Genomic DNA, 25532 nt, shown 5'->3' on the forward strand with positions numbered 1-25532 from the left:
CGTTTTAACTTCACCTGGGATAACGACATGACGTCTACCAGCACATCTGAAACGCTCGACCGCTACTACCGCCAAGTCAACGACATCATTCTGCAGCGCCAGGACTGGATCAGCGGCCTGCTGCCGGCCAGCACCGCGGTCAATACCCACGGCAATTACACCGATGCCTGGGTCCGCGACAATGTCTATAGCATCCTGGCCGCCTGGGGTTTGGCTTTGGCCTACCGTAAACTGGAAGGCCAACAGGAGCGCACCTATCTGCTGGAACAGAGCGTGGTCAAGCTGATGCGCGGCTTGTTAATTGCGATGATGCGCCAGGCGGCCAAGGTCGAAAAATTCAAGCATAGCCAAGACCCGCTGGACGCGCTGCACGCCAAGTACAACACCCAAACCGGCGAAGTCGTGGTCGGCGACAACGAATGGGGCCATCTGCAATTGGACGCCACCTCGCTGTTCTTGTTGATGCTGGCGCAAATGACCGCGTCCGGGCTGCGGATCGTGTTCACCACCGACGAAGTCAACTTCGTCCAGAATCTGGTGCACTACATCAGCCGCGCCTACCGCACGCCGGATTACGGCATTTGGGAACGCGGCAACAAAATGAACCACGGCATCGCCGAACTCAACGCCAGCTCGATCGGCATGGCCAAAGCGGCATTGGAGGCCATGTCCGGCTTTAACCTGTTCGGCAGGGACGGCGGCCAGACCGCGGTGATCCATGTCATCAGCGACGATATCGCCCGCAGCCGGATCACGCTGGAATCCTTGCTGCCGCGGGAATCGATCTCCAAGGAAGTCGATTCGGCCGTTTTGAGCGTGACCGGTTTCCCCGCCTTTGCCGTCGACAACCCGGAGCTGCGCGCCCGCACCGAGCGTTTGATCGTCGAGAAACTGCAAGGCCGTTACGGCTGCAAACGCTTTCTGCTCGACGGCCACCAAACGGTGATCGAGGACCATCAGCGCCTGCATTACGAACCCAGTGAATTGAAGCAATTCATGGACATCGAATGCGAATGGCCGCTGTTTTTCTGCTACCTGCTACTGAACAAACTGTTTGCCGGAGACAGCGAAGGCGTCGGCGACTACCGGCGTAAACTGGACGATTTGCTGGTGGAACACAACGGCCAGTGGCTGTTGCCGGAGCTTTACATTGTGCCGGAACCCGCCATCGCCGCCGAAAAACGCCACCCGCACAGCCAAACCCGGATCGCCAACGAGAACGTGCCGCTGGTCTGGGCGCAAAGCCTGTACATCCTCGGCGGCCTGTTGCAGGACGGCTTGATCGGCCTGGACGATATCGACCCGCTGGGCCGTTACAAGACCAACCGGCTGCACGCCGCCGCTACCGTACAGATCGCCTTGTTGGCCGAAGACGACGAGGTGCGCGACGAATTGCGCGCACTGGGCATTCCGGCGCAAACCCTGACCGAAATCGCACCGATTCAGGTCCGCGACGCCAGCGAATTGGCCGCGGCTTACCACCAGGTCGGCCGTAACGACCGGATCGGCCTAACCGGCCGCCCGTTGCGGCAATTGCGCACGCTATCCACCTCCAAATTGTATCTGCTGGCCGGCGAACCTTTGTTGTTCCTGCCGCAATTCATGAACCAGAAAGGGTTCTATCTGGCGATGGACAACCAACTGCTGATCCAGCGCCTGCGCATGGAGCTGACTTACCTGAGTAACCATTGTGACAGCGCCGCGCCGCCGTTGTTGGCGATCAACATTCGCCACAACATGCTGCAAAACGCGGACCGCGAGGTGCTGCTGAACTTCATCGCGCAATTGCGCCAAGGCACCCTGGAAGGGGTACGCGCCTCGCTCGGTTTGCTGACCGACTTAGTCGCGTCGGCCGCCCGCGAGCGCATCGGTTACCTGCACGATTTCAAATTCTCCGAGGCCAGTTGGGAAGAAGGCGAGCGGCCGTTCGCCCAGCTCCTGCCCAGCGGCGATGCAACCACACTGCAGGCTGTCGATAATCTGCTGGTGACCGAATGGGAAATCGGCGGCGACGAGCAATTGGTCGATCTTTTGCAGACCAACCCCAACCTGTATGCCCAGTTGGAAGCGTTGAGCCTGTTATGCCAACGCCACGGCCTCGACTTCGACACCGGCCTGCATAATGGCGAAGGCACACCGTGCCGGGTGCGCGATTTACTGGAGGAAGTCTACGCCCGCGCCGGCGATTGCCATGCCTGGTATTTGGTGCGGCGCTGCGCCGGCTTGCTGGAAAAATACGACATCAACCTGGAACAGGCCGCCACCGAGATCCTGGTGCGCCAACACGGCCTGACCGTGGGCCGCGCCTACAGCGGTAAAGCCACCTTGCGGCGGCCGACCGATTCCTGGCAAATCCTGGAAACGATCCGCACCTTCAATCCCGGCGACAGCAGCCAGCAAATCATCATCCAGGAATTGATTCTCTACCTGGGCATGCTGATCAAGCTGAAGCCGGAACTGTTCGCCGACATGCACACCATCCGCGTCGGCCACATCCTGCAATTGATCATTGCCCGCTACAAGCGTTTGCACAGCTCTTCGCTGGATCAGGCCTTCAACGACATACTATCGCTACCGCCGCATCAGGTCGCAACGCTGGTCCGGGAAACGCTGGAAGACTACAACAACAGCGAAAACCAGCTTGGCCAAGTCGAGACCTTGAATTACGAAGGCCCACAACGCGATCTGGCCGCGGCCCGCTTTCCGGAAGCCATGGACCCGAAAGACCGCGCCGGCGCCGAAGATTGGTATGCCTGGCGCGAACAGCAAGGCAGCGTCGGCCGCGAAAACGAAGCCTTTTTCAGCGGTTTGTGGACGTTGCTGCACCATTGCAAGGGCTTGATGGTCGGCGAGAAATACAACAGCAAGCGCCGTATCGACAGTGAAATGATGCTGGCGCAGATGACCGCCGGGGAACAAACCTTCCGCCTGCATATCAACCATATCCTGAACAAGATTCAGGCGCCGGTTTATCGGCAGTTGAGTGTGGAAGCGTTGCGCGCGCTGGCCTCCATCGTCAAGGAGAATCCGGAGCTGTATATCGACGACACGCTGGTCACCGATATTCTGATCGGCCACGCGGTGCGAATCAGTTGGTTGCAACGGCATCCGCAATACCGCGACCACTACGAAGAATGCGTCTCGCTGGCCTGGCAGGCTTTCTACCAATTGCCGCCGCACGCGGTCGCCAACGCGATACTCGACGCCTTGATCCACCTGCTCAACAACGCCAACCCCACTGTGTGAGGACATTATGATTCTAGCCGGCGACATCGGCGGAACCAAAACGGTTCTGGCCTTAATCGAAACCCTGGGCGACGGCTCGTTGAACTGCTTGCGGGAACAAACCTTCGCCAGCGGCGAATTCGCCAGCTTCGACGAAATTCTGGATCTGTTTCTGAACGGTTCCGGCAAGGTGTCAGCCGCCTGTTTCGGCATCGCCGGTCCGGTGTTGAACCAGCGCTGCCAGACCACCAACCTGCCCTGGCTGCTGGACGGCGCCGAGTTGAAGCAACGCCTGGGAACCGAGCGGGTCAAATTGCTCAACGATCTGGAAGCGATGGCGATCGGCATGCTGCATTTGCAGGCGCAAGACTTTATCGAACTGAATCCCAACGCCGAAGCCCAAACCGGCAATATCGCCGTGATCGCCGCCGGCACCGGCCTCGGCGAAGCCATTCTGCATTGGGACGGTAACCATTACCACCCGATTGCCACCGAAGGCGGCCATTGCGATTTCGCACCGCAAAACCCGCAACAAGATCGCTTGCTGGCCTATTTGCGGCAAAAGTATCCGGCCCATGTCAGTTGGGAACGGGTCCTGTCCGGTCTCGGCTTCAGCAATATTTACGACTTTCTGGTCGATAGCCGCTACGCCCCACCCTGCCCGGCGATTCCGGCCGCGGCCGATGCCGCCGGCGTCGACCGCAACGCCCTGATTTCGCGGCTGGGCGTGGACGGCGAAGACCCGGTCTGCCGGGAAACCGTGCGCCTATTCGCCGAACTTTACGGCGCCGAGGCCGGCAATCTGGCACTGAAAGCCTTCGCCTCGGGCGGCGTGTTCATCGGCGGCGGCATCGGTCCGAAAATCCGCCCGATCCTGGAGTCAGGCGAGTTTCTGCAGGCCTTCGTCGCCAAAGGCCGGTTTCAAGCCATGTTATCCAAAGTGTCGGTCAAACTGGCGTTGAACCCACGCACACCGCTATTGGGAGCCATGCACTACTACGCCGCGGGCTAAGGCCATTGGCGGATGTGGCCACTGGTTCCGGCCAAACCCGCCGGTTCGGCCAGGCTTAATCAATTCGTTCATGTTTCAGGTTCACCGGAATTTCGCGCCGCATCCATCCGCCGATATGCCTCCATCAGAGCAGGCCACAAGCCGGCTAATCCAATCGATTGCGGTTCTGCAAGCCGCGCTCGACTCCACAGCCGATGCCATCCTGGTTGTCGATGCAGGCGGGCAGGTCGCGGCATTTAATCCACAATTCAAGCGGATTTGGCGGATAACCGACGACAGCTTGAACGTCGGCGACGCTGCGGAATCGCTGCGTTACATTTTCGGCCAGTTGAAACAAGCCGACGAATTTCTGCGCCGGGTCGACGACATTTACCGCAATTCGAAACAACAGCATTACCAAGAACTGGAACTGAAAGACGGTCGCGTCGTCGAGAGCTATTACCAGCCGCAAATTGCCGACGGCGAAATTCACGGTCGGATATGGAGTTTCCGCGACGTCACCGAGCAAAAAAACTCGCGCCGACGTCTGGCCCAGCTCAGTTTCGGCATGGACCAGATGCAGGACAGCGCCTACTTGATCGCGGAAGACGCCCACTTTCTGTACGTCAACAACCAGTCCTGCAAAACCCTGGGTTACAGCCACCGCGAATTGTTGCAAATGCGCGTGTTCGACATCGACCCGTTGTTTCCGAAAGCGGTTTGGGGCGAACACTGGCAGGAACTGAAAAGCCGACGCTCGGTAACGCTGGAGACCTTGCACCAGACCAAACAAGGCGAGATTTTACCGGTGGAAGTGGTCGCCAATTATTTCGAATACGGCAACGTCGGCTACAACCTGGCAATCGTCCGCGACATCCGCGAGCGCAAGCGGGTCGAAGAAGCCTTGCAACAAGCGGCGTTAATTTACCAACACAGCAGCGAGGCCATGCTGCTGGCCGACGCCGAAGACCGCATTCTGACCATCAATCCGGCGTTTTCCGCCATTACCGGCTACGAGTCGGACGAGGTGGTCGGCAAACACATCGGCTTGCTGAACCGCGGCGTTCACAGCGATGCGATGTGGCAAGCAATCCGCAGCGACGGCCATTGGCGCGGTGAATTGTGGGACCAACGCAAAAACGGCGAGACTTTCGCCAAAGCCTTGACCGTAAATACCATATTCGACGCCAACCGCCAGGTGCACCGGCGTATGGCCTTGTTCTCCGATATTACCGAAAAGAAACAGGCCGAAGGCTTGATCTGGCAGCAGGCCAACTTCGACCCGCTGACGCAACTGCCCAATCGGCGTATGTTTCACGAGCGCCTCGGCCACGCCATCAAAAAGGCTACGCGTGAACACAGCCGGCTGGCAGTCTTGTTTATCGACCTGGATTTGTTCAAGGAAGTAAACGATACCTTGGGACACGACATGGGCGACCGTTTGCTGCAAATCGCCGCCCAGCGCATTGTCGCCAGCGTGCGCGAAACCGACACGGTCGCCCGGCTGGGCGGCGACGAATTTACCGTCATCCTCGGCGAGGTTGGCGAACCCAGTAACGTGGAACGCATCGCGCTGGGCCTGCTGGACCGGATGACCGAATGTTTCGAGCTGGGTAACGAAGTCGCCTACATCTCGACCAGCATAGGCATTGCGTTTTTCCCGGACGACGCCGGCGATCTCAACTCGCTGCTGAAGCATGCCGACCAAGCGATGTACGCGGCCAAACGCCAGGGTCGCAACCAATACTGTTTTTTCATCCCGGCAATGCAGCAAGCCGCGCAATCCCGGCTGCGTCTGAGCAACGATTTGCGCCATGCCGTGGCCGAGGGCCAATTCTATTTGTGCTACCAACCTATCGTGGAACTCGCCAGCGGCCGGGTCAGCAAAGCGGAAGCCTTGATTCGCTGGCGCCATCCGCAACGCGGCGTCGTCAGCCCGTCGGAGTTCATCCCGATTGCCGAGGAAACCGGACTCATCAGCCAAATCGGCAATTGGACCTTTCAACAGGCTGCCAAACAACTTCTCGCTTGGCGGGCTTCGATCGACTCGCGCTTTCAAATCAGCATCAATAAGTCGCCGGTGCAGTTCCGCAACGAGCGCGACAGCCACCGCGACTGGCGGGAACAGTTGCAAGCCCTGAATCTGGCAGGCAACAGCATCGTCGTCGAAATTACCGAGGGCTTGTTGCTGGAAGCCAGCGGCAGCGTCGCCGAACAACTATTAGCCTTTCGCGACGCCGGTATCCAGGTCTCGCTGGACGACTTCGGCACCGGTTATTCGTCCTTGTCGTATTTGAAAAAATTCGATATCGATTACATCAAGATCGACCAAAGCTTCGTTCGCAATCTGGCGGTCGGCTCCGACGATCTGGCGCTGTGCGAGGCCATCATCGTCATGGCCCATAAATTGGGGATCAAGGTAGTCGCGGAAGGTATCGAGACCAGCAACCAACGCGAATTGCTGACAGCCGCCGGTTGCGATTACGGCCAAGGCTATTTGTTTGCCAGACCGCTGCCGGCAGAAGATTTCGAACGTCTGTTAGCCGAGACGCTGGATTGAGAACGACAAATCAGGAGAGGCGTGCGGCAAAACAGCCGCTGCCGGGGATTACCGCCGAACAGACAAGCCCGGCGGCAAAGCGGCTGGCAGCTTAGTGGGCGGCCAGGTAGATTTTCAACATTTCTTTATACAGTTCCAGGGTAGCTTTCAACGATGCGGAACCGTTAGCGTCGCCTTTTTCGATTTCGTCGCGGGCGACTTTCAATTTGTCACCGGCTTTTTGGCGCAAACGCTCGGTTTGCTCGTAACGGAATTCTTTTTGCAACTGGCGCACTTCGCCCAGCGCTTTCAACACTTCGGCTTTGTCGGCGCCCTTGTCCAACAAACCGACCGCTTCCTCGACTTTGGCTACGGTGCCTTCGGCAGCGGCACGCACTTTAGCGTCGCCGGCGCTATTCGCATTGGCGGATGTGGAAACCAACGCAGCGGCAATCACCAAAAATGAAGCCAAGGTTTTTTTAACGATATTCATAAGATTCCTAATCAATTGGTATTTAAGGTGTTTCTAATTACCACACTAAAATTACAATATTATGACTGTATATTTTAATCCGGCTGCTTGTTCAAGCCCTCTCATACTATCATGAATTTTGCAAATATCGGCAAAATCGAAAAACCTTAATACCACAAATATAAAGCGGAATATATTACCCGTCCAACAAACCGCTAATATGTCTGATAAATCCGGTTTCGTTAACGAACGTGATCTCATACATCTTAGTCAAGCCTTGCGCCTGCTCGTCGCTAACGCCCAACACCAGCAACAGGAAGTTTTCCTTGGCAATCTCCAGCCGACGCCGCATCCTGACATATTTATCGATGAAGGGCCGAAACTCGCCGGATTTGCACTCTATGAACAGCGGAATCCGGCTATTAATTAGAAAAAATATGTCCACTTCATATTTATCTTCATTGGCAAATTGAATATTGAAACTGCGCAGACAGGAAAATAGGCCTTTGCTTTCGTAACAATATTTAAGCAATTTCATAAAAGCGTACCATTCCAACCATTCGCCGGTAAAAAAACCGGCGATTGCCGGAACGGTCTGCAAGGTTAAATACGCCCGCTTTTCATTCTTGTTATAAAAATATTTGGCCAAAAACGAAAATTCGTACAGGTTTCGGCAAAACCCGGTAATGGTTTTAATATCGTTCTGGCTGTGGTTGCTTAAATTCAACACCACCGAGGTATAACTATTACGTTGAGCCTTGCGTATCTTGTCCAGCACCTGCTGTAAAACCGGAAAATTGTCGCCCAGCTCCACCGCAATCTCATCGAAAAACCCTTGGGTATCAAGCGCATCGTGATCGACTTCGACCTGGATATGCTTGCGTTCGAACCATTGGATCACCGGCTTGTACTGCATGCTGTTGGTCATTACCGCAGTGTTATGCAAATCCAGCTCTTCGTCTTTAGGCAAATATTTCTGAGCTTCCGCCGCAGGCGGTATATTCTGCGCCGCCTCCAATTCCCGGTATTTCGCCAATAAGGCGCCGTACTTATCGATTAATTTCTTGATGAATTCGACGCTCTCGTAAATAACCGCCGCCTGTTCGCACACCGGGCATTTCACTGTCTTACCCACGTGTTCCTGAGAAACTTCTCTGAGATAGCCGCAATGGTTGCAGCGCAGAATTGCCATAACTAAACCTTCCTGACGATTTCCATTTATTGCCGGGGCCAAACCGGCATCCAACTAACGCCGCAACTATAGCAACAATGTCGCGAATCGGCCCATTTTCAGAGCAATTGTCGCCTTAACCGCACCGTTTCGACCAGCCCTGCCAAACCAAAAACCCCATCCCATTGATATAAAAAGGAAAACATCAAAACCAAACCTATCAAGCCACCTGGACCGATATTTGCTGCAGTTTCACAAACGGCAGCAAAGCCGGGTTCGGCACATTCCATTACAGGTGATCTATGAGCAAAATCGGCATTTTTTTCGGCACCGACACCGGCAGCACCCGGCTGGTCGCTAAAAAGATATACAGCCTGTTAGGCGAAGAACTGGCGGACAAACCGAAAAACATCAACCGCGCCAGCCCCGAGGACTTGCTGAAATACGACGCGCTGATCCTCGGCACGCCCAGTTACGGCATCGGCGATTTACCCGGCCTCGCTGCCGGCTGCCAGGAACGTAGTTGGCATGAATTCGTCGGCAATCTGGACGATCAAGACTTTACCGGCAAACGCGTAGCCCTATTCGGCCTGGGTCATCAGGAACGCTACGCCTCCCGCTTCGCCAGTTCCTTGATTCAACTGTACCGGGTGTTTTACGGCTACGGCGCCGATATCGTCGGCCGCTGGAGCACCGAAGGTTACCGTTTCGAGCATTCCGACTCCATCATCGACGGCGAGTTCGTCGGACTGGTACTGGACCAGCGCACCCAAGCCCATTTGACCGACGACCGGCTGCGGCTCTGGCTGGCGCAAATTACACCGCAATTATTGCCGGTCATGGCCGAAGCGGCGTAACGATGGCGATGTACAGTACCGAAGCGCAAGACCCGGATTTAACGCCGCTGGCCGACTGCAGCCGTTGCGAATACCGGGACACCTTACTGGCTGACGGCGGCTGCAAACCCGGCGACATCTGCATCCGCGCCCACAGCGGCCGCCAAATCGACCGCTTTCTGAAACGGCACCCCGGCCTGGCCGGCCAATATATTACCGACGACTTCTGGGAACGCCGCGCCATTGCCGCCCGTTATCTGCCGACCAATATGTTGCGGCCGTTATTGAACGATCCTGACGAGGCGGTCCGCCGGGTACTGGCCTACCGGGTACCTTTGGACTGGCTACTGGAGTTGCGCCAGGATAGTGACCGCGAAGTGCGGGTCACGGTCGCTGACCGGCTGCCGGAAACTCAATTGGAATTGATGGCCGACGATCCGGACTATCTGGTGCGGGTGTACGTAGCCAAACGCTTGCCCAAAGGCCGCCTGTTCCGCTTGGTGGCCGACCCGGACACCGAAGTGCGACGCATCGTCGCCGAACGCATCCCCAGCGTCAGCCTGGGTCTGATGGCCGAAGACAAGGAAACCAACATCCGCCGTATCGTCGCCCAACGTATGGAAATCGAGGACTTGGCCTTGCTCAGCCGCGACCCGGATTGGACCGTCCGTTACGAAGTGGCGTTGCGCGCCGAAGACGACCTGCTCACGCGATTAACGGAAGATCCGGACCCGGAAGTCAGTGAAATCGCCAAAGAACGGCTAACCAGCCAACCTGAAAGGCAGGCATCCAATGAGCGCTGAATTCCTGGTCGGCCTGACTTACGCCGATCGGCTGCGCTTGGCCGGAGAAGGCAGGCATGCCGCGCTGAGCCAGCTGTTCGATTCGGAATTGGCGTCGTTGACATCGTTGATGGGACCGATGAGCGACGGCCCGGAATGGCCGGCCGGCGCCGCTTGGCTGGCGGCGCGGCATGGAGCCAACGCCTGCGTGATTTCGGACGGCCTGTCCGACCCGTGGGTGGAACGCTACCGGCCAGAAACCGGCCTGGGCTTGGAAGTCTTCGTCGAAAGTCCCGACTCCGGCATAGGCCACGACAAACCGCTCAACGCCTTGGCAGACAGTTGGCTTTTCCCGCTGACGGCCGAAGTCAGCCATACCCTGGCCGGTCATCCGGTACTTTGCGAAAAGCTGGTGTCCGGCGAACCGTTGTCGTTGGAATTCAATATCGACCACATCAAAGACGGCCGCGGCCGGATCGGTGCGCTGTTGAGCCAGATTCCCACCGGCACCGCCATCTTGCCCGGCGGCCAAATCAGCTTGATTGCAATCACCTTGCTGACCGGCGCCGAACTGTCGTATTTGCGCGGTAAAGGCGCAATCGCCCGCCAGGAGCTACTGGCCGGCTTGACCACCGCCGGCAGCGGCCACCTATCGCTGCTACATCGGCCGTCGTTAATCTGAACCGCGAGGTAGTGAAAGTGACTCCATTCGAACAATGGTTGGAACAACGCGGCTTCGCCCCATTTTCCGAGGTAACGGTTAACGGCCGCGGCGAACATGCTCTGATCATCGCGGCGCGCGAAGGCCGCAGCGACGTGTTAATGCGTCTGATCCGGGAGTTCGGCTCAGACCTCGGCGTCTGCGACGCCTACGGCAACAATGCCCTGTGGGCCGCTTGTTTCGCAGAATCCGCCGAGTGCATCGCGCTACTGCTACAAGCCGGCATCGACATCGACTACCAAAACCCCAGCGGTTCGACAGCGCTGATTTACGCCGCCTCTGCCGGCAAACACTTCATAGTCGCGCAACTGTTGGCTGCGGGCGCCAATTGGCGCTTGACCACCGAGGACGATTTCAGCGCACTGGACCTGGCCGCCAATCGTCAGTGTTTGCAGATACTACGCGATATCAGCCGCGCCACCACCTGAGATTAAAATTTCGCATTCACTAAACGCTATGCATCGGCACCGAGTCCTAGCCTGATCAGACCGCGCAGCGAACGTCGGGAGAGACTTCGCGATTTCGATTAATCTATGCGCATCAAGCCAATGGCACATGATGCAATAACGCAAAAATCGTGTCCTCCCAAGTCACTGTCCAGGAAAAAGCAAATCGTGTTCCGACTTACCGAATCTAGCGACCGTTTCGGTTTGCACCCCGAGTTCGTTCAATTCAAGGTAGTTTGATAAATCTGCAACCAGCGATTTATAAACACGATACGCGCCGGCATTGTCCGAAGTCTGGATCAACCGAATAGCGGGAATTAAATAATCCCAGTAGATTGAAGAGTAGACTTGTTCGCGATTTGTAAGGCCGTCGAGCCGGTCGACAATGAGGGGAGCTTGCCGATAGTAAATTTCGATGTCGCGCCGTCCTTCGGGAGTCGGATACAAAATGGTATCTCGGTAGCGACGGAGTATCTCGAGCTCTTCGCAATCGTCCGCTAATCCGAGATAACGGCAACAGGCTGTGGATATAAAGCAGCAACACCCTTTTTGCCCCTGATGATGTGCAACAGGCACAGGAACTCCCCCTTGTCCCTGAGGATGCGCGACACGCACGACACCGGCATCGCGTGGAGCCTTAGGCCATGGTGGTGCATTGACGATATTACCGCCTAAGCCCCCCAGTGTCCGTCGAAATCGACGGCAAAAGCATTGCGGGAGCCGCCAGGCGCGGGACCGTTCATGATGCGAACCTGAATTGGGTTAGTATTGAACAAAGAAGAATTCTGCGCAGCGGCTCCTAGTTGCGTCCAAGAGTAGGTTTGGCCACTTTCGTCACCCTGGGATAACACTAAGACCCATTCAAAATTGCCGCCGGGTTGCGGTATCGCGTTTCCGAGATAATCGATAAATTCTTGAAGGCGAGATGCGTTAATCCCTCCGGAACAGTGGTACATCGCCAGCCATTGGACCTGCACAATATTGTTCTGGCCGCCGAATACGGCCACACCGTGACAGCCGGACATACCCCAGGTGGCGAGTCCTTTAGCCCCATCACCGCGATGCACGATTGCCGTGTTGGCGACATTGTAGGCGCCGTCATAGATGGCGATTTGATATTCACCGACAGAGACTAGTATCGATTGCATATTATCGACTTGCATAACATCCCCTCGTTGGCATATTCAGTTCTGATGTTTGTTAAGTTTAGCTTGCAGACTCATTCCGACGCTTACTTATTTCGACTAAGTCGATATTTTTTCGCCCGGGAAAAGCAAGCAGAGTTCCCGGGAGAGAATCGAGGCCTGATCAGGCGCGTCTGACACTCTAGCCCCTCCGCGCAAGGCAATACCGGATCAAATTGCCGGTGCACACGCTAAATTTCAGATCAATCGGTTTGGAAATCGCCCATAACAGCGACAATTTACCTGCCAACGAACTAGACACATACCACGCCGTTGGATTTTGCATTCAGATTTTTTTCGTTTTATAAGGCTGGAGAGTCGCAATTTTTGCGAAAGATTTTTCGCGATCCTTTGACATTACTGGACCTGAAAAATGAAGGGCAAGCGGCGACGGTGATCGAGGCTCAGCCGCTCAAAAAAGTTTACGGCATCACGGCAGTTTACAGCGCAAAAACTTGCGCCGCGCGCGTTCCGTGCCAGACTATCGCCATTGAGACAGCTTTTCGATGGCAGCCCGCTATGAATACGAGTCCCGCTAAGATTTTGATCGTCGACGACGAAACCAACGTCCTTAAAGCCTTGGTGCGCTTACTCAAGGCCTACGACACGGTCACCGCCGAAACTGCCGATGAAGCGTTGCAGATTGCGCGGCAGCAGCATTTCGATCTGGTGATTTCCGATTACCGGATGCCCGGCGTCAACGGCATCGATTTCCTGATTTTGTTCAAACGTCTGCAGCCGGACGCCGTTAGGGTGGTACTGACCGGTTTTGCCGATCTGGAAGGCGCGCAACATGCCATCAACGAAGCGGAAGTGTTCCGTTTCATCAACAAGCCTTGGAGCAATGTGGAAATCGCCCATGTGGTTGAGAGCGGCTTGGCGCACAAACGCATGCAACTGGAGAACCGCGCGCTGGCGGACCAGGTGCGGGCTCAGCAAAAACTGTTGGACGAGAAGGATGCGCTGATTCGCGCGCTGGAAGCCGAGGAACCGGGGATTACCAAAGTCAACTGGGCCGAGGACGGTTCGATTATCCTGGACGACACCGATCTGGAGTGATCACGGCCGGATTCAGCGCTAGCCGCCCTGCCCCAGTCTAACCCGCAACACCAGATTCTTACCGTGCTTGCGCAGACCAAGGATGTCTTCGACATGTTTCTCGGTCAGGATTTGGTCTTTCAGATACAGCACGTCGTTGCAGAGCACTTCGGCCGCTTCCATGCCGGCTTGCAATTGGGTCCAGGAAATTTCGATGACCGGCCGCTCGTCGTGAGTACTGGTTTCGTCCAATAGCGCCAGAAAAGCGTCGACCACCTGCGGATCGTAATGGCTGCCTTTTTTCGATTGCAAGCGCTGTTTGACTTGGTCGGTGCTCATTGTGCTGCCGGTGATAGTGCCGTCAAGCATCGAGATGTATTCGCGAATCACCGTCAGAATCCGGCTGCCTAGCGGTATCGCCGCGCCGAACAGACCGGCCGGATATCCTGAACCGTCGTAATATTCGTACTGGTGACTGACCAGTTCCGCCGCCTGCTGCAACGGCTCGATGCCGGCCAACAAATGAGAGCCTTCCAGAGCATGGTTCAAATAGCGTTTGCGCTGCTGGCTGTTCATCGCAAAATGCGACAGCGTCAGCAGACTATCCGGCAAGCTCATTTTGCCGATTTGCAGCAGTAGCCCGGCAAACACCACGTTTCTGACCTCTGCCGGCGGCATGCCCAGGCGCTGGGCAACGTCTTTGGCGTGTTCGGCGATGTATTTGGCATGGCCGCTCTTGATGCCGGGGCGCATTTCGATGATCTTGGCAAACGCTTTAACCGACTCGTGGTATTGCCGTTTCAACGATTCGTTGGCCTGTTCGATCACCTGCAGCGATTTCTTCAGCTGTTCGGTCCGCTTCTCGACTTTTTCCTCCAGGCTGGCATTGAGATCCTTCAACTCGCGGTTTTGGCGTTCGACGATCGCGAACAGGCGCAGGCGCTCCTCGCGCAAGCGCTTTTGCTCCAATGCGTTGTTCACCAGGATTTTCAGTTCGTTATCTTCCCACGGCTTGCTGCAATAGCTATAAATCCTGCCGTTGTTGACCGCAGCGATGGTCGATTCGATATCGGCATAACCGGTCAGCAGAATCCGCACCGTGTCCGGATAGCTTGCGGCGGCCCGGCTCAAAAATTCGGCGCCGTCCATTTGCGGCATGCGCATATCGGAAATGATCAAATCGATCGGCTGCGACTGCAGAATCTCCAGGCCGGCAGCACCACTTTCGGCCAAGTGCACGCTGTATTCCGCCGAGCGGAACAACCGCTTCAAGGCTTTCAGCACATTCGGCTCGTCGTCGACGAACAATAGTTGCGCGGCTGTAGCTGGGCTTGTCTCGTTCATGGCAATTTAGGCGCTAAGGTGGCGGGTTGCAGCGGCAGGAAAATCCGGAAAACCGTGCCTTGGCCCTGAACCGAATCGACCTGGATTTCGCCCTGATGGTCTTTGATAATTTTATAGGACAGCGATAAGCCGAGACCGGTACCTTTCCCGACCGGCTTGGTGGTAAAAAACGGATCGAAGATTTTGGCTTTGACTTCGTCACTCATGCCGCTGCCGGTATCGGCGATTTCGACGAACACCCAATCGGCATCGCGATAACCGGTGCGAATGGTGATTTTGCCGAAATCCGCAATGGCCTGAGCGGCGTTGACCAGCAGATTCATAAACACTTGGTTAAGCTGAGCGCCGACACAGAGAAATGGTTTGACCCCGCCGTAATCTTTAACCACGGCCGCTTTATATTTCAGTTCGTTGTTGACGATATTCAAGGTGGCGTCCAAACCGGCCTCCAGGTCGAATATGGCCTGATTCTGCCGGTCGATCCGGGAGAAATCGCGTAAATCCTGGACGATGTTTTTAGCGCGGGTCGCGCCCTCCAACGATTCTTTAACCAAATCGCCGGCATCGGTTTTGATGAAATCCAGATCGACCCGGCTTTTAAAGGCGCGAAATTCGGCCGCGACCGGATGGTTCTCGGGCAGATTGCCGGCCAAGCGCTCGGCCAGAGTGGCCGCAGACGCCAACTCGTCGATGTAATTTTTCAACGTATTCAGGTTGGAATAAATATAGCCGAGCGGATTGTTGATTTCGTGCGCGACGCCAGCCGCCAATTGGCCTATCGATGCCATTTTTTCGGCTTGGACCAAATGCGACTGCGCTTCCTGCAATTGCAGGTTAAGCTGGATCAGCCGGTTTTTATCCTGCTCCAGGGTTTGGTTGGCGACGGTCAGTTCCAGGGTCCGCTCGGCGACTTGCTCCTCCAGTTGGTGGTTGAGTTTGGCCAGCGCGGCTTCGGCTTTTTTGCGCAGGGTAATATCCATACCGCACCCCATCAAACCGGCAAACTCGCCGTTACGGCGCACGCGGGGGGCGGTAGTCTCCAGAATCCAGCTCACTTTGCCGCCATCACCAAGCAAACGGTATTCGATCTTGAGCTTGGTTTTTTCGCCGGCCGCCTTGCTGTACGCCGCCATGACCTGCTCCCGATCGTCGGGGTGGATCACGTTCATCCATTGCTGTTTCTCCAGCCTGCCGCTGTGCAAACCGAAGGTTTTGAACCAGAACCGGTTGCAAAATATCGGCATGTGTTTGGCGTTGGTGATCCAAATCAGGGCCGGCAAATTATCGGCCAAATCCTTGAAGCGCTCCTCGCTCTCCCGCAGCGCCGAATAAAGATTACTGTGGAGCACGCCGAGATGTTCGTGGCGGTCGATTTCGATCCGGGCGGCATCAACGCCTTTGCTCAAACTGATACCCATCAGTTTGTCGGTCTTCAAAATATGGTGGCAGAGCCAATCGACCAAAAAGTCCAACAAATCCCCGGAAATCGCCGACCGGTCGCGCTCCGCGTCCAGCTGTACACTCCGGATTTTGTCGACGAACTCGCGATGCTCCTCGCTGTGTTTGGCAAACAGCTCCGGGTTGAAATTGGCGGCTGCCATCAGTTCTTCTTCATGGCGGAAATGATAGGCCGTGTAATCCGCCAGATCGCCGACCGTGGCGACTAAAACATCGCTATCGCCGCCCACCGCCACCAGTTCGTCCAGTTTGTTGATCAACTCCACCAGCTTCTGATGTTGGCGGTCGACGCTGTCCAGGCCGACGAGTAACTGATCGTTCCAAGTCAAAATGCTCATGTGCGCGAGTCCGCATTCGGATAACAGACTCGGATATTACTCGCGCCTATGCTATGGCACAATGCCGCTGCGTAGGAATGTTTAGGGCAATCGCAAAAACCATGAAAATCGAAGCGTTCGAAGGGCTGCAAGCCCTGCTGCAATCGGCTTTTCCGAAACGCTGTCCGAACTGCGGCCGCGTTTTCAGCGGGCCTGAACAATTTTTCCGCGAAACCGGCGACATGCCCGGCGGCCGCTCATCGTTAAAGTCGTTCGTCGACGATCAAGGCATGGCGGTAGTAGAAGTTTTTCGCAATTGCCGCTGCGGCTCCACCCTAATGGACGAATTCAGTTGCCGCCGCGATATGTCCGCCCCAGGCCACCGCAGCCGCGAGCAATTCCAGCGTCTATTGCAGACCTTGGTCGCCCGCGGGATTGCAGCGGAAACCGCCCGCAACGAAATCCTCAAATTCATGCTGGGCGCTCCCAACCGCGTGCACGAGTGGCTCGGAGACGATCAAACCCCGGCCTGACCGTCGCTGACGCTGTTAAAAAACTGCTTGGCGGTACGGCCGTTCTTGGCGGCGCGCAAATGAGCGAAATCCAAAGCCGCCTTGTGCAACACCTCGCGATCGCCGCGGTAATCCGGGAAATAGCTGTCGACAATGTCCAAATATGTCTGGGTCTGCTGCGGATAAAACGCCAAACGCAGACCGAAACGGTCCGACAACGAAATTTTTTCTTCGACGGCATCGGAATAATGCACCTCGCCGTCCACCAGTAAAGTATCGAGATTGTCCCGCATCTGTTCCGGCAACAAATGGCGCCGGTTCGAAGTCGCGTAAAACAGCACGTTGTCCGGTGGCAACTCTATCGACCCCTCCAGCACACTTTTCAACGGCTTGTACAGACTGTCCCCGGCCTCGAACGACAGGTCGTCGCAATAGATAATGAAGCGTTGCCGATGCTCGCGAATGTCGTCGACGATTTCCGGCAAATACAAAAGATCCTGTTTGTCGACTTCGATCAAACGCAAACCTTCGTGCATGTATTCGTTGAATAAAGCCTTGACCAGCGACGACTTGCCGGTACCGCGCGCGCCCCACAACAAAACGTTATTCGCCGGCAGACCGGCCAGGAAACGCAAAGTATTATCGACCAGTTGCCGTTTTTGCGACTCGATGCCAAGCAGTTGCTGCAGCCGGATCGGATCGATATGCCGAACCGGCCGCAAATATTCCTGGCGCTGGCGCCAAATGGCCGCGTAAGTGTTGTTCCAATCGATCATGTTCGAATTCCGGTTTGAAGGGATGGCTGGATTGTATATTTTTTAGCCAATTTAACGCCAGTTTAGTTGGGACGGGCACTTAGCTTGGTTTTTAACGGTTTGCCAACAGACTTATCCACAACTTCTGTGACTAGACTCGAATCACCAGTGCATTTCTGTCAGGCTCGACCATAGGACTAAAAATTTTACTGATTTTGTTGGCTTTAGACAGGAAATTTGAGGCGTGGCCAATAACGAACCATCCAACGGAAACCAATTAAAAACAAAAACATAGCAACACAACCAATATGTTGCCAACAATTTTTTCCACAGTTTCTGTGTATAAATCGGCGATCTCGTGCAGTTTACCCCCGCACCCGCCCCCAACTCCGGCTTTTAGCATCTGCGGAGGATAGGATACATGCTACGCAAGCGACAAATGTCTTTGAAAAACAAGCCTCCTTTCCAGCTATCACAAGATATCAACAACAATATGCACAAAACTTTGGATAAACCAGATGGCTGTGCAAATCTTTGCTAACTTAGAACCGATCCAGTTTCGTTGTCACCCGCAAACTGGCATCAAGCGTCAACCAAGCTGCACTGTATTGACTCATACGATTTTAAACCCCGAAACGACGCGCTCGAGATTTTGCGCTAGACGCGCCAATTCTTGCGCCGAGCGGGACGCGCCTGCCGCAGTACTGCAGTTGTCGGCAGCGCTATCAGCGATCATTTTTATACGTTTCGCCATTTCGCGAGTAGCGTTGGCTTGGTCTGCCAAAATGCCGGTGATTTCACCAATTGCACTACTGACATGATGGCTGCTATCGCGAATATCGGTAATCGACGTTGCGGCCTTACCCGCCAACGCCACACCGTCGTTCACTTTTCTGACACCCGATTCGACCTCCTCCGCGGCATGTTTGGTATTGACCTGTATTTTGCCTACCATATCGATAATTTCGTGGGTCGAACTGGCCGTACGTTTGGCTAGCGCGCGCACTTCGTCCGCTACCACCGCAAATCCGCGGCCTTGTTCGCCAGCCCGAGCCGCTTCTATTGCCGCATTCAACGCCAGCAGGTTGGTCTGATCGGCGATACTGCCGATGATGCTGACGATCCCGGAAATCTGGCCGGAAAAGTCCTCCAGCTCCTGAATCGTAACGGCGGTGGATTTCACCGCAGCCGCTACATCAGTAATTTTACTGGCCGTCTCTTGGATTATCGTACCGCTGGTGAGCGAAAGATTACCGGAGTGTTCCGCCACTTCGTACACGGTTTTCGCTTGCCGGCCGATCTGATCGATCGCCTGCGACAGCTTTTCTACCGAATTCGCCATCATTTCCGATGTTTCAGCCTCTACTACGCTGGCCCGTTCGCTCTGAGACGATGCCGAGGCCAAAGATTCGGCAGCCCGATTCAACATCGTCACGTTGTCGGCTATACCGCTGATAATATCCAGCAGACGCCGCCGCATACTATCCAAAGCCAGCAGTAGCTGGGCAATTTCATCCTCACCCAGCGGCGCAACTTTCGCAGTCAAATCTCCGTTCTGAATCTGCTTGGCAATCAGCAAACATTGACTCAGCGGTTGCGTGATCGATTGCGTCGTCAACCGACCGAGCAAGAGCGCGCTAATCAAAGCGGCACCGATCAAAGCCGACAGTATCAATTTGCTTTCTTCCGTGGTGTCGTGCAATTTTTTTAGCGAATCCTTGACGTCGATCTGGATTGCAGTTTCCAACTGGTCGACTTCATCGATAAACGCCTCGAAATCCGCGTCGAACTGCGCATCCAGCTTATGAAATTGGTCTTCGCCGATATTTTGACCCAGTGTGGCATAACGTCTGGCCAACATGGTACGCACGGCCTGAAGTTTCTGTCGTGACGCATCGACTCGCGCCAGAGTAGCCGGATTTTCTACCGCTATAAACTTGCCTTCTTCACTTTCGCCGCCGTGGGCTATTGCTTCCAAGAACCAACTAGATTTGTCCATCAACAGATTCACGCTGTCTATAGACTCAGCGTTATCGCCACCCATAATTTCCTCGAACTTCAAATGGGCTTCAGTCGCGAGCAGTTTCGATTCCATGACTGCATCAACCAGCGGCGCCGCAGCCTCTCCGACATAGACTCCGGTATGTCCGACCACATCGATAAAATAAATACCGCTTATGCCGGTTAGTAATGTAATAAAACTGGCGCTAAAAAACGCTGCGCTCAGGCGTTTGCCGATTTCGACACGGTTAAGCATACAACTCTCCTGACCGACTTTTTGAAAAAGCAGTATTACCGAAATTTCAGATTTTCCAACCGCCGTAGCCAATATGTTGCTAGCGGTCTAACAGAGTAGACCGGACCTTTGCGCAAAACGCCGAAAAAACCGTCCGCTCAGCAGTACTGAACAATAATTTCCAGTCATTTAGAATAGGTGGTGTAAGAGTATTGGCAGCGCGGACAAACGGGTAACACTTACCACGTGCAGCTGGGACGATGCGCAATAATCGAAACATGGAGAAAACGTGAATTTACGGGATTTGCACTATTTGATTGCCGTGGCCGATTTGCGCAGTTTCGTGCAGGCGGCCGACCGCTGCTGCATCAGCCAGCCGACGTTGAGTACCCAGATCAAGAAACTGGAGGACGAGCTGGGGATACAGTTGTTCGAGCGCACCAATAAAAAAGTGCTGCCGACCGAATTGGGCGAGCGCATCATCGCCTCGGCCAGACGAATTCTGAAAGAACAGGCGATTATCAAGGAACTGGCCGCCACGGCGCAGGATCCTCTAGCCGGCAATCTGCGCTTAGGCGCGTTCCCGACCGTGGCTTCCTACCTGTTTCCGCAATTGGTGCCGCTGATCAAACAGGCCTTGCCGCGAATCCGACTGATCCTGGTGGAGGAGAAAACCGAGCAACTAATTCAGCAACTCAAAAGCGGGCAGATGGACTGCGCGCTGTTGGCGCTACCGGTTTACGAAGATTTTCTGGAGAGCAAGGCTGTGTTCGACGACGAATTTTTGCTGGCGGTGGCCGATAGCCATCCGCTGGCCTTCAACAGCGTGGTCGAACAATCCGATTTGCAAGGCGAGCATTTGCTGTTGTTGGACGAGGGGCATTGCCTGCGCGGCCATGCCTTGCAAGTTTGCCAAACCGTCGGCGCCGACGAAGAGCAGGACGTCCGCGCCACCAGCCTGGAAACGCTGCGGCAAATGGTACATGCCGGCACCGGCGTGACCTTCATCCCGCAGATCGCGGTGCGCCACGAGCCGGGCATCCGTTACATCCGGTTTGCGGCACCGGCGCCCAGCCGCACCATCGGCCTGGTGTGGCGCAAAACCAGTGCCCGCGGCGAGTTGATTCGACAACTGAGCGGGCTGGTCGAGAAGGCTGCGATAGTCGACCGCGCCGACCAGATCGACGCGACCGCTGCGACCTGACCTCGGCCGGCGCTAACCGCTTACCACTGCGACTCGCCGGTTTCCGGATCGTACATTTCGTGGAAGATTTTGTGGCGGTTGGCGATCAATTCGTCGATGCTGGGCGAGTTGCTCATCGCTCTGGAGATCGCCAATTTCATCGCTTCGTAGTTGGTGCGGTACAGGTCCTTGCGGTCCAGATTCGGGTTGTCGGCACAAGACGGATCGATCCAGATCATCGCGATGATGCACAATTCGTTGGCTTGCAGCCGCGGAATCACGCCGTCGGCGACGCTGTCGATCACCGCGTCGGCGACGGCCGATTGCACTGGACCGCCGAGCAGATTGACGTAGGCCGAGGATTTGATCGTGACTTTCGGCACCATGATCGTGGCCGGGCGCACTTGCTGGTTGGTGGCGCGAATCGCGAACATCCGGGTGTGCCCCGCGGTTTGGCCCATCAGATTGGCAAAGGCGTGGCCGGCCGGACCTTTGACGTCGCCGATCAGGATTTCCGGCATCGCGTCGGTGCCTTGACCCTCGCTGGAAAATACGGTGGCTTCGCCGGTTCTAAACCAATATGAATCTGACATGGGGGCTCCTCGGAATCAGTTAACAGAGCCGGCATTCTATGTCTCCGCCTCCCCCGCGGCAATAGGCAGGCGGAGGCGCGGGCCGCACACCTCCGGCCGGCGTTACTTTCGCAGGCTATCGCACGACTGGTCGATGCCGTGGTTATCGATATCGCATACCGATTCCAGCCACATGGCGTTGATGATGCCGAATGCGGCGGCGAAGCCGACGCCTAAAATCCAAGCGAAATACCACATGGTTCATTCTCCTTAGTACAGGGTGTGCGAATCTTGTAAAACGGTCTGTTCGGTGACGCTGCCCCAGATCACCCGGTACACGAAACGGGTGTAGAGCAGCACGATCGGCAGGAACACCACGGTGATCCAGAATGCCAACAACAGCGTGGTATGGCTGGAACTGGCATCCCACAAGGTCAGGCTGGAGCGCGGATCGGTTTTGGAGATCAGCAAAAACGGGAACAGACCGAAGCCGACCGTCAAACCGATGCCGGCAATACCCAGCGCGCTGGACCAGAACGCCGCCATCCGCGCTGTGCCGGCGCCGAGTTTCCACGCCGAAAAGATGCCGCCGAAGCCGGCGGCCGGCGCCAACCACATCCAGGTGTGGGTTTGAAAATGTTGCAGCCAGCCGGCACCGTGACCGACGACGGTTTTGTTCATCGGATTGGAAGGCGCATCGGCCGCGGCCATTTGCGTGATTTCCGGCCGGTCTATCGCCAAAAACACCCAGGCGGTAATCACGGCCAACGCGACCAGCAACAACGGCCCCAGCGCCGCAACGGTGGCCGTCGCCCGTTGGTGAATCGCGCCTTCGCTCCGCCATTTCAGAAACAACGCGCCATGGAACAGCGTCAACAGTAAGCCGGCAAAACCGCACAACAAGGCAAACGGATTCAGCAGCGCAAAAAACGAACCGTCGTAAAACGGCCGCAGATCTTGATCCAGATGAAACGGCAAGCCCAGCAACAAATTGCCGACCAGCACGCCCAGCAGAATCGGCGGCAGCGCACCGCCCAGAAACAGGCACCAATCCCAGGCATTGCGCCAGCGCGGATCTTCGATCTTGCTGCGGTAATCGAACCCGGCTGGGCGAAAGAACAACGCGAACAACACCAGTAGCATCGCTACGTACAGGCCGGAGAACAGCGTGGCGTAGACCGCCGGCCAGATCGCGAACACAGCGCCGCCGAGCAGCACCAGCCAGACTTGGTTGCCTTCCCAGGTGGCGCCGACGGTATTGATCACCACCCGCCGTTCGAGGTCGGTTTTGCCGATGAACGGCAACAGCGTGCTGACGCCGAAATCGAAGCCTTCGGTCACCGCAAAGGCGATGGCGACGACACCGATGAATAGCCACCAGATCAGACGAATCGTTTCATAATCGAACATGGTTTACTCCCGAAATTATTGGCGCGGATGGTCGTGATGCGGGACATGGCCGCCCGGCATGGCATGGCGGGCGTGGTCGCTGAGCTGGGCCGCGAAATAGGCATGTATCGCCTCGACCAGGGCCGGTTCGGCGGTTTGGAATTCAATTTCGGCGCCGTTGGGCAATTCGCGGTATTGATAAACCACCTTCCCCGCCGCAGCGCTCAAGGCCTGCACGCCGGGCATGTCGTCGCCGTGAATTCGGCGCGGCCCGGAAAAATCGCCGCGGCCGAAACCCGCCGCCAAATGGATCAAATGCTGGCGGATCAGTCCGATCTGCTCGGCATCGCCGGCATTTTTCGCCAGCACTTGCTGCACGCCGCCGCTCGGCGATGGGGTAAACACGTGCAGGGTTTTATCCAACGTAAACGGCATCACCTGGCTGCCGCGTTGCTCCACTTGATCCAGCCGGGCCGGGTCGACCGGCGGAATGGCCAGGGCGACGTTAGCCAACGCCGCCAGCGTTATGATCGATACGATGTTTTTCACGACTTCCTCCTTAATGGGCCAGCGCCGCAGATTGTTCGAAATAATAGCGGCCGGTATGCAAGCTGCTAGGCCCCAAGCGTACATATTTCAGCATCAGATACATCTCGATCACCAACAACACGGTGTAGAACAAGGCAAAGCCGCCGATACTGAACCAAAGCTGGTCCGCACTCAGACTCGAGACGCTCATGTGGGTCGGCAACACGCCGGAGATGGTCCAGGGCTGGCGGCCGTATTCGGCGACGAACCAGCCGGTTTCGGCGGCGATCCACGGCAGCGGGATACACCAGACCGCCATCCGCATCAGCCAGCGCTTCTGGTCCGCAACGCGGGTGGCGCAGTAGTAAAAGCTCATGGCAAAGATGAACAGCAGCGTGAAACCGCAGGCAACCATGATGCGGAAGGTCCAGAACAACGGCGCCACCTGAGGAATCGTGTCGTTGGCGGCTTGTTGGATCATCGCCGCGTCGGCATCGATCACCTGGCCGGTGTATTTTTTCAGGAGCAGACCGTAACCGAGATCGGCTTTATGCGCCTCGAAGGCCGGTTTGGCGCTCAAATCGCCGGCGCGCAGTTTCTGCAACTCGCCGTAGGCAATCATGCCGCTTTTGATCCGCTCGGCGCTTTCCTGGCGCAAATCCTTCAAGCCTTTGACATCCTCGTCGATGGAACGGGTGGCGATCAGGCCCAGCACATAGGGAATTTTGATCGCAAAATCGGTGCGTTCGTTTTCCTGATCCGGAAAGCCGAATACGGTGAAGCTGGCCGGCGCCGGATGGGTTTCCCATTCCGATTCGATCGCTGCCAACTTGATTTTTTGGGTTTCGCCGGAGGTATAACCGCTCTCGTCGCCGAGTAGGATCACCGACAACACTGACGCCAGCCCAAAGGCCGAGGCAATCGAAAACGAGCGGCGGGCGAAGCCGATGTCGCGTTGGTTCAGCAAATACCAGGAACTGATGCCGAGCACGAACATCGAGCCGGTGACGTAACCGGCGGCGACGGTATGCACGAATTTGACCTGCGCCACCGGGTTGAAGAACACGTCGGCGAAGCTGACCATCTCCATGCGCAAGGTTTCGTAATTGAATTCGGCGCCGACCGGGTGCTGCATCCAGCCGTTGGCGATCAGAATCCATAGCGCCGACAGGCTGGTGCCGACCGCCAGTAACCAGGTCACCATTAAATGCTGCACCTTGCTCAACCTGTCCCAGCCGAAGAAGAACAAACCGACGAAGGTCGATTCCAGAAAGAACGCCATCCAGCCTTCGGCAGCCAGTATTGGCCCGAAGATGTCGCCGACGTAGTGCGAGTAATAAGCCCAGTTGGTACCGAACTGAAATTCCAGGGTCAGGCCGGTGGTGACGCCCATCGCGAAATTGATGCCGAACAGTTTGCCCCAGAATTTGACCATGTCCTTATAGACTGCTTTACCGGTCATCACGTAAACCGATTCCATGATGCCGAGAATAAAGGTCATGCCCAGCGTCAGCGGCACGAACAGAAAGTGGTACAGCGCGGTCAGGCCGAACTGCATCCGCGAGAGCATGACAATATCGTCACCGAACATGATCGGACTCCTTTACGGGTTGTGAAGAAAATGGCTGAGTCGCCGCGGGTAAAGCCAGATGCGCGGCGATATCGGGTTTAGCGGCCGGACGTTCCTGCCAGCGGAAAATCAAAAACCACAAGCCGACCAACAAAAGCAATTTGATGCCGATTGCGGCGCCGATTTCCCAGCGCAACGCGCTTGTTTTCGGCAAAAGCGGACGGTCTGGGCTAGCGTCGTTCATGACGGCCTCCTGGGGATCG

25 protein-coding genes are annotated in these 25532 nt (G+C 56.1%); 10 read left to right on the top strand and 15 right to left on the bottom strand.

All coding sequences use genetic code 11. The features are described from left to right. Positions 1-27 precede the first annotated feature (27 nt). From AC0IM9_RS07590 to AC0IM9_RS07600, 3 genes are all read left to right on the top strand, one after another. Positions 28-3246 carry a phosphorylase b kinase regulatory subunit alpha/beta gene (locus tag AC0IM9_RS07590; RefSeq protein WP_482803580.1) on the top strand — a complete coding sequence of 1073 codons (3219 nt, stop codon included), beginning with the start codon at positions 28-30 and terminating at the stop codon, positions 3244-3246. Positions 3247-3253: 7 nt separating this feature from the next. Further along, positions 3254-4237 carry a glucokinase gene (gene glk, locus AC0IM9_RS07595; RefSeq protein WP_482803581.1) on the top strand — a complete coding sequence of 328 codons (984 nt, stop codon included), beginning with the start codon at positions 3254-3256 and terminating at the stop codon, positions 4235-4237. Between the two features lie 115 nt (positions 4238-4352). After that, complete coding sequence (locus tag AC0IM9_RS07600; RefSeq protein WP_482803582.1) at positions 4353-6776, top strand: sensor domain-containing protein; 2424 nt, start codon at positions 4353-4355, stop codon at positions 6774-6776. Between the two features lie 91 nt (positions 6777-6867). Here AC0IM9_RS07600 and AC0IM9_RS07605 read toward each other — a convergent pair whose 3' ends face one another. The 3 genes from AC0IM9_RS07605 to AC0IM9_RS07615 all read right to left on the bottom strand — a co-directional run bounded on the left by AC0IM9_RS07605 (position 6868) and on the right by AC0IM9_RS07615 (position 8688). Further along, positions 6868-7248 carry a porin family protein gene (locus AC0IM9_RS07605; RefSeq protein ID WP_140912496.1) on the bottom strand — a complete coding sequence of 127 codons (381 nt, stop codon included), beginning with the start codon at positions 7246-7248 and terminating at the stop codon, positions 6868-6870. Positions 7249-7423: 175 nt separating this feature from the next. Then, entirely contained in the window at positions 7424-8419 is a 996-nt protein-coding gene (locus AC0IM9_RS07610) for a hypothetical protein (RefSeq protein ID WP_482803583.1), read from the bottom strand. Positions 8420-8517: 98 nt separating this feature from the next. Further along, complete coding sequence (locus AC0IM9_RS07615) at positions 8518-8688, bottom strand: hypothetical protein (protein WP_482803584.1); 171 nt, start codon at positions 8686-8688, stop codon at positions 8518-8520. Between the two features lie 12 nt (positions 8689-8700). Here AC0IM9_RS07615 and AC0IM9_RS07620 point away from each other — a divergent pair, with 12 nt between their 5' ends. From AC0IM9_RS07620 to AC0IM9_RS07635, 4 genes are read left to right on the top strand one after another with little or no spacing between them, the layout of a single operon-like run. Further along, positions 8701-9255, top strand: a complete 555-nt coding sequence (locus tag AC0IM9_RS07620; RefSeq protein WP_482803585.1) for a flavodoxin — start codon at positions 8701-8703, stop codon at positions 9253-9255. A gap of 2 nt (positions 9256-9257) precedes the next feature. Further along, positions 9258-10037, top strand: a complete 780-nt coding sequence (locus tag AC0IM9_RS07625) for a 4Fe4S-binding leucine-rich repeat protein (protein ID WP_482803586.1) — start codon at positions 9258-9260, stop codon at positions 10035-10037. Then, positions 10027-10698 carry a hypothetical protein gene (locus AC0IM9_RS07630; protein ID WP_482803587.1) on the top strand — a complete coding sequence of 224 codons (672 nt, stop codon included), beginning with the start codon at positions 10027-10029 and terminating at the stop codon, positions 10696-10698. The genes AC0IM9_RS07625 and AC0IM9_RS07630 overlap by 11 nt, the downstream gene beginning before the upstream one ends. Positions 10699-10715: 17 nt before the next feature. Then, positions 10716-11165 (top strand): ankyrin repeat domain-containing protein, encoded by a 450-nt coding sequence (locus tag AC0IM9_RS07635; protein ID WP_482803588.1) that lies wholly within the window; start codon positions 10716-10718, stop codon positions 11163-11165. 162 nt (positions 11166-11327) lie between these two features. Here AC0IM9_RS07635 and AC0IM9_RS07640 read toward each other — a convergent pair whose 3' ends face one another. Next, the gene (locus tag AC0IM9_RS07640; RefSeq protein WP_482803589.1) at positions 11328-11798 is read right to left on the bottom strand and encodes a CFI-box extended C-terminal domain-containing protein; all 471 of its coding nucleotides are present in this window, start codon (positions 11796-11798) and stop codon (positions 11328-11330) included. Between the two features lie 56 nt (positions 11799-11854). Continuing rightward, positions 11855-12346, bottom strand: a complete 492-nt coding sequence (locus AC0IM9_RS07645) for a hypothetical protein (protein ID WP_482803590.1) — start codon at positions 12344-12346, stop codon at positions 11855-11857. A gap of 540 nt (positions 12347-12886) precedes the next feature. On the opposite strand from AC0IM9_RS07645, the gene AC0IM9_RS07650 reads away from it, so the two are divergent. Continuing rightward, the gene (locus tag AC0IM9_RS07650; protein ID WP_482803591.1) at positions 12887-13426 is read left to right on the top strand and encodes a response regulator; all 540 of its coding nucleotides are present in this window, start codon (positions 12887-12889) and stop codon (positions 13424-13426) included. An 18-nt stretch (positions 13427-13444) separates the two neighbouring features. On the opposite strand, the gene nosR is transcribed toward AC0IM9_RS07650, so the two are convergent. Continuing rightward, complete coding sequence (gene nosR, locus AC0IM9_RS07655; RefSeq protein WP_482803592.1) at positions 13445-14749, bottom strand: response regulator c-di-GMP phosphodiesterase, NosR family; 1305 nt, start codon at positions 14747-14749, stop codon at positions 13445-13447. After that, positions 14746-16545 carry a bacteriohemerythrin gene (locus AC0IM9_RS07660; RefSeq protein ID WP_482803593.1) on the bottom strand — a complete coding sequence of 600 codons (1800 nt, stop codon included), beginning with the start codon at positions 16543-16545 and terminating at the stop codon, positions 14746-14748. The genes nosR and AC0IM9_RS07660 overlap by 4 nt, the downstream gene beginning before the upstream one ends. Positions 16546-16646: 101 nt before the next feature. On the opposite strand from AC0IM9_RS07660, the gene AC0IM9_RS07665 reads away from it, so the two are divergent. Further along, positions 16647-17057, top strand: coding sequence for a hypothetical protein (locus tag AC0IM9_RS07665; protein ID WP_482803594.1), 411 nt, complete (start codon positions 16647-16649; stop codon positions 17055-17057). Here the strand turns inward: AC0IM9_RS07665 and AC0IM9_RS07670 are convergent. Both AC0IM9_RS07670 and AC0IM9_RS07675 read right to left on the bottom strand, forming a co-directional pair. Then, positions 17042-17812, bottom strand: coding sequence for an ATP-binding protein (locus AC0IM9_RS07670; protein WP_482803595.1), 771 nt, complete (start codon positions 17810-17812; stop codon positions 17042-17044). The two genes, AC0IM9_RS07665 and AC0IM9_RS07670, sit on opposite strands and share 16 nt — an antisense overlap. 592 nt (positions 17813-18404) lie before the next feature. Next, positions 18405-20048 carry a methyl-accepting chemotaxis protein gene (locus tag AC0IM9_RS07675; RefSeq protein WP_482803596.1) on the bottom strand — a complete coding sequence of 548 codons (1644 nt, stop codon included), beginning with the start codon at positions 20046-20048 and terminating at the stop codon, positions 18405-18407. Between the two features lie 268 nt (positions 20049-20316). Here AC0IM9_RS07675 and AC0IM9_RS07680 point away from each other — a divergent pair, with 268 nt between their 5' ends. Further along, a complete protein-coding gene (locus tag AC0IM9_RS07680) occupies positions 20317-21231 on the top strand; it encodes a LysR substrate-binding domain-containing protein (protein WP_482803597.1) in 915 nt (304 codons plus the stop codon). Positions 21232-21251: 20 nt separating this feature from the next. On the opposite strand, the gene fae is transcribed toward AC0IM9_RS07680, so the two are convergent. The 6 genes from fae to AC0IM9_RS07710 form a co-directional block, all read right to left on the bottom strand. Next, complete coding sequence (gene fae / locus AC0IM9_RS07685) at positions 21252-21803, bottom strand: formaldehyde-activating enzyme (protein ID WP_140912510.1); 552 nt, start codon at positions 21801-21803, stop codon at positions 21252-21254. A gap of 102 nt (positions 21804-21905) precedes the next feature. After that, the gene (gene cydX, locus AC0IM9_RS07690; RefSeq protein ID WP_140912511.1) at positions 21906-22040 is read right to left on the bottom strand and encodes a cytochrome bd-I oxidase subunit CydX; all 135 of its coding nucleotides are present in this window, start codon (positions 22038-22040) and stop codon (positions 21906-21908) included. A gap of 12 nt (positions 22041-22052) precedes the next feature. After that, entirely contained in the window at positions 22053-23192 is a 1140-nt protein-coding gene (gene cydB / locus AC0IM9_RS07695) for a cytochrome d ubiquinol oxidase subunit II (protein WP_482803598.1), read from the bottom strand. 15 nt (positions 23193-23207) lie between these two features. Then, positions 23208-23720, bottom strand: coding sequence for an aspartate carbamoyltransferase (locus AC0IM9_RS07700; protein WP_482803599.1), 513 nt, complete (start codon positions 23718-23720; stop codon positions 23208-23210). Positions 23721-23730: 10 nt separating this feature from the next. After that, positions 23731-25290, bottom strand: a complete 1560-nt coding sequence (locus AC0IM9_RS07705; RefSeq protein WP_482803600.1) for a cytochrome ubiquinol oxidase subunit I — start codon at positions 25288-25290, stop codon at positions 23731-23733. Beyond that, positions 25280-25513: a hypothetical protein gene (locus AC0IM9_RS07710; RefSeq protein WP_482803601.1), complete on the bottom strand. Its 234-nt coding sequence runs from the start codon at positions 25511-25513 to the stop codon at positions 25280-25282. Before AC0IM9_RS07710 ends, AC0IM9_RS07705 begins: the two co-directional genes overlap by 11 nt. Positions 25514-25532 lie beyond the last annotated feature (19 nt).

Source organism: Methylomonas sp. Uni0011, assembly GCF_056850255.1.

What these genes read in the sequence shown, in the direction of transcription:
- cydX (WP_140912511.1), bottom strand. Translation starts at nt 22,040, where the DNA reads ATGTGGTATTTCGCTTGGATTTTAGGCGTCGGCTTCGCCGCCGCATTC.
- AC0IM9_RS07600 (WP_482803582.1), top strand. Translation starts at nt 4,353, where the DNA reads ATGCCTCCATCAGAGCAGGCCACAAGCCGGCTAATCCAATCGATTGCG.
- AC0IM9_RS07705 (WP_482803600.1), bottom strand. Translation starts at nt 25,290, where the DNA reads ATGTTCGGTGACGATATTGTCATGCTCTCGCGGATGCAGTTCGGCCTG.
- AC0IM9_RS07670 (WP_482803595.1), bottom strand. Translation starts at nt 17,812, where the DNA reads ATGATCGATTGGAACAACACTTACGCGGCCATTTGGCGCCAGCGCCAG.
- AC0IM9_RS07605 (WP_140912496.1), bottom strand. Translation starts at nt 7,248, where the DNA reads ATGAATATCGTTAAAAAAACCTTGGCTTCATTTTTGGTGATTGCCGCT.
- AC0IM9_RS07590 (WP_482803580.1), top strand. Translation starts at nt 28, where the DNA reads ATGACGTCTACCAGCACATCTGAAACGCTCGACCGCTACTACCGCCAA.
- fae (WP_140912510.1), bottom strand. Translation starts at nt 21,803, where the DNA reads ATGTCAGATTCATATTGGTTTAGAACCGGCGAAGCCACCGTATTTTCC.
- AC0IM9_RS07610 (WP_482803583.1), bottom strand. Translation starts at nt 8,419, where the DNA reads ATGGCAATTCTGCGCTGCAACCATTGCGGCTATCTCAGAGAAGTTTCT.
- glk (WP_482803581.1), top strand. Translation starts at nt 3,254, where the DNA reads ATGATTCTAGCCGGCGACATCGGCGGAACCAAAACGGTTCTGGCCTTA.
- AC0IM9_RS07675 (WP_482803596.1), bottom strand. Translation starts at nt 20,048, where the DNA reads ATGCTTAACCGTGTCGAAATCGGCAAACGCCTGAGCGCAGCGTTTTTT.
- AC0IM9_RS07615 (WP_482803584.1), bottom strand. Translation starts at nt 8,688, where the DNA reads ATGGAATGTGCCGAACCCGGCTTTGCTGCCGTTTGTGAAACTGCAGCA.
- AC0IM9_RS07625 (WP_482803586.1), top strand. Translation starts at nt 9,258, where the DNA reads ATGGCGATGTACAGTACCGAAGCGCAAGACCCGGATTTAACGCCGCTG.
- AC0IM9_RS07710 (WP_482803601.1), bottom strand. Translation starts at nt 25,513, where the DNA reads ATGAACGACGCTAGCCCAGACCGTCCGCTTTTGCCGAAAACAAGCGCG.
- AC0IM9_RS07620 (WP_482803585.1), top strand. Translation starts at nt 8,701, where the DNA reads ATGAGCAAAATCGGCATTTTTTTCGGCACCGACACCGGCAGCACCCGG.
- AC0IM9_RS07650 (WP_482803591.1), top strand. Translation starts at nt 12,887, where the DNA reads ATGAATACGAGTCCCGCTAAGATTTTGATCGTCGACGACGAAACCAAC.
- AC0IM9_RS07665 (WP_482803594.1), top strand. Translation starts at nt 16,647, where the DNA reads ATGAAAATCGAAGCGTTCGAAGGGCTGCAAGCCCTGCTGCAATCGGCT.
- nosR (WP_482803592.1), bottom strand. Translation starts at nt 14,749, where the DNA reads ATGAACGAGACAAGCCCAGCTACAGCCGCGCAACTATTGTTCGTCGAC.
- AC0IM9_RS07660 (WP_482803593.1), bottom strand. Translation starts at nt 16,545, where the DNA reads ATGAGCATTTTGACTTGGAACGATCAGTTACTCGTCGGCCTGGACAGC.
- AC0IM9_RS07630 (WP_482803587.1), top strand. Translation starts at nt 10,027, where the DNA reads ATGAGCGCTGAATTCCTGGTCGGCCTGACTTACGCCGATCGGCTGCGC.
- AC0IM9_RS07645 (WP_482803590.1), bottom strand. Translation starts at nt 12,346, where the DNA reads ATGCAAGTCGATAATATGCAATCGATACTAGTCTCTGTCGGTGAATAT.
- cydB (WP_482803598.1), bottom strand. Translation starts at nt 23,192, where the DNA reads ATGTTCGATTATGAAACGATTCGTCTGATCTGGTGGCTATTCATCGGT.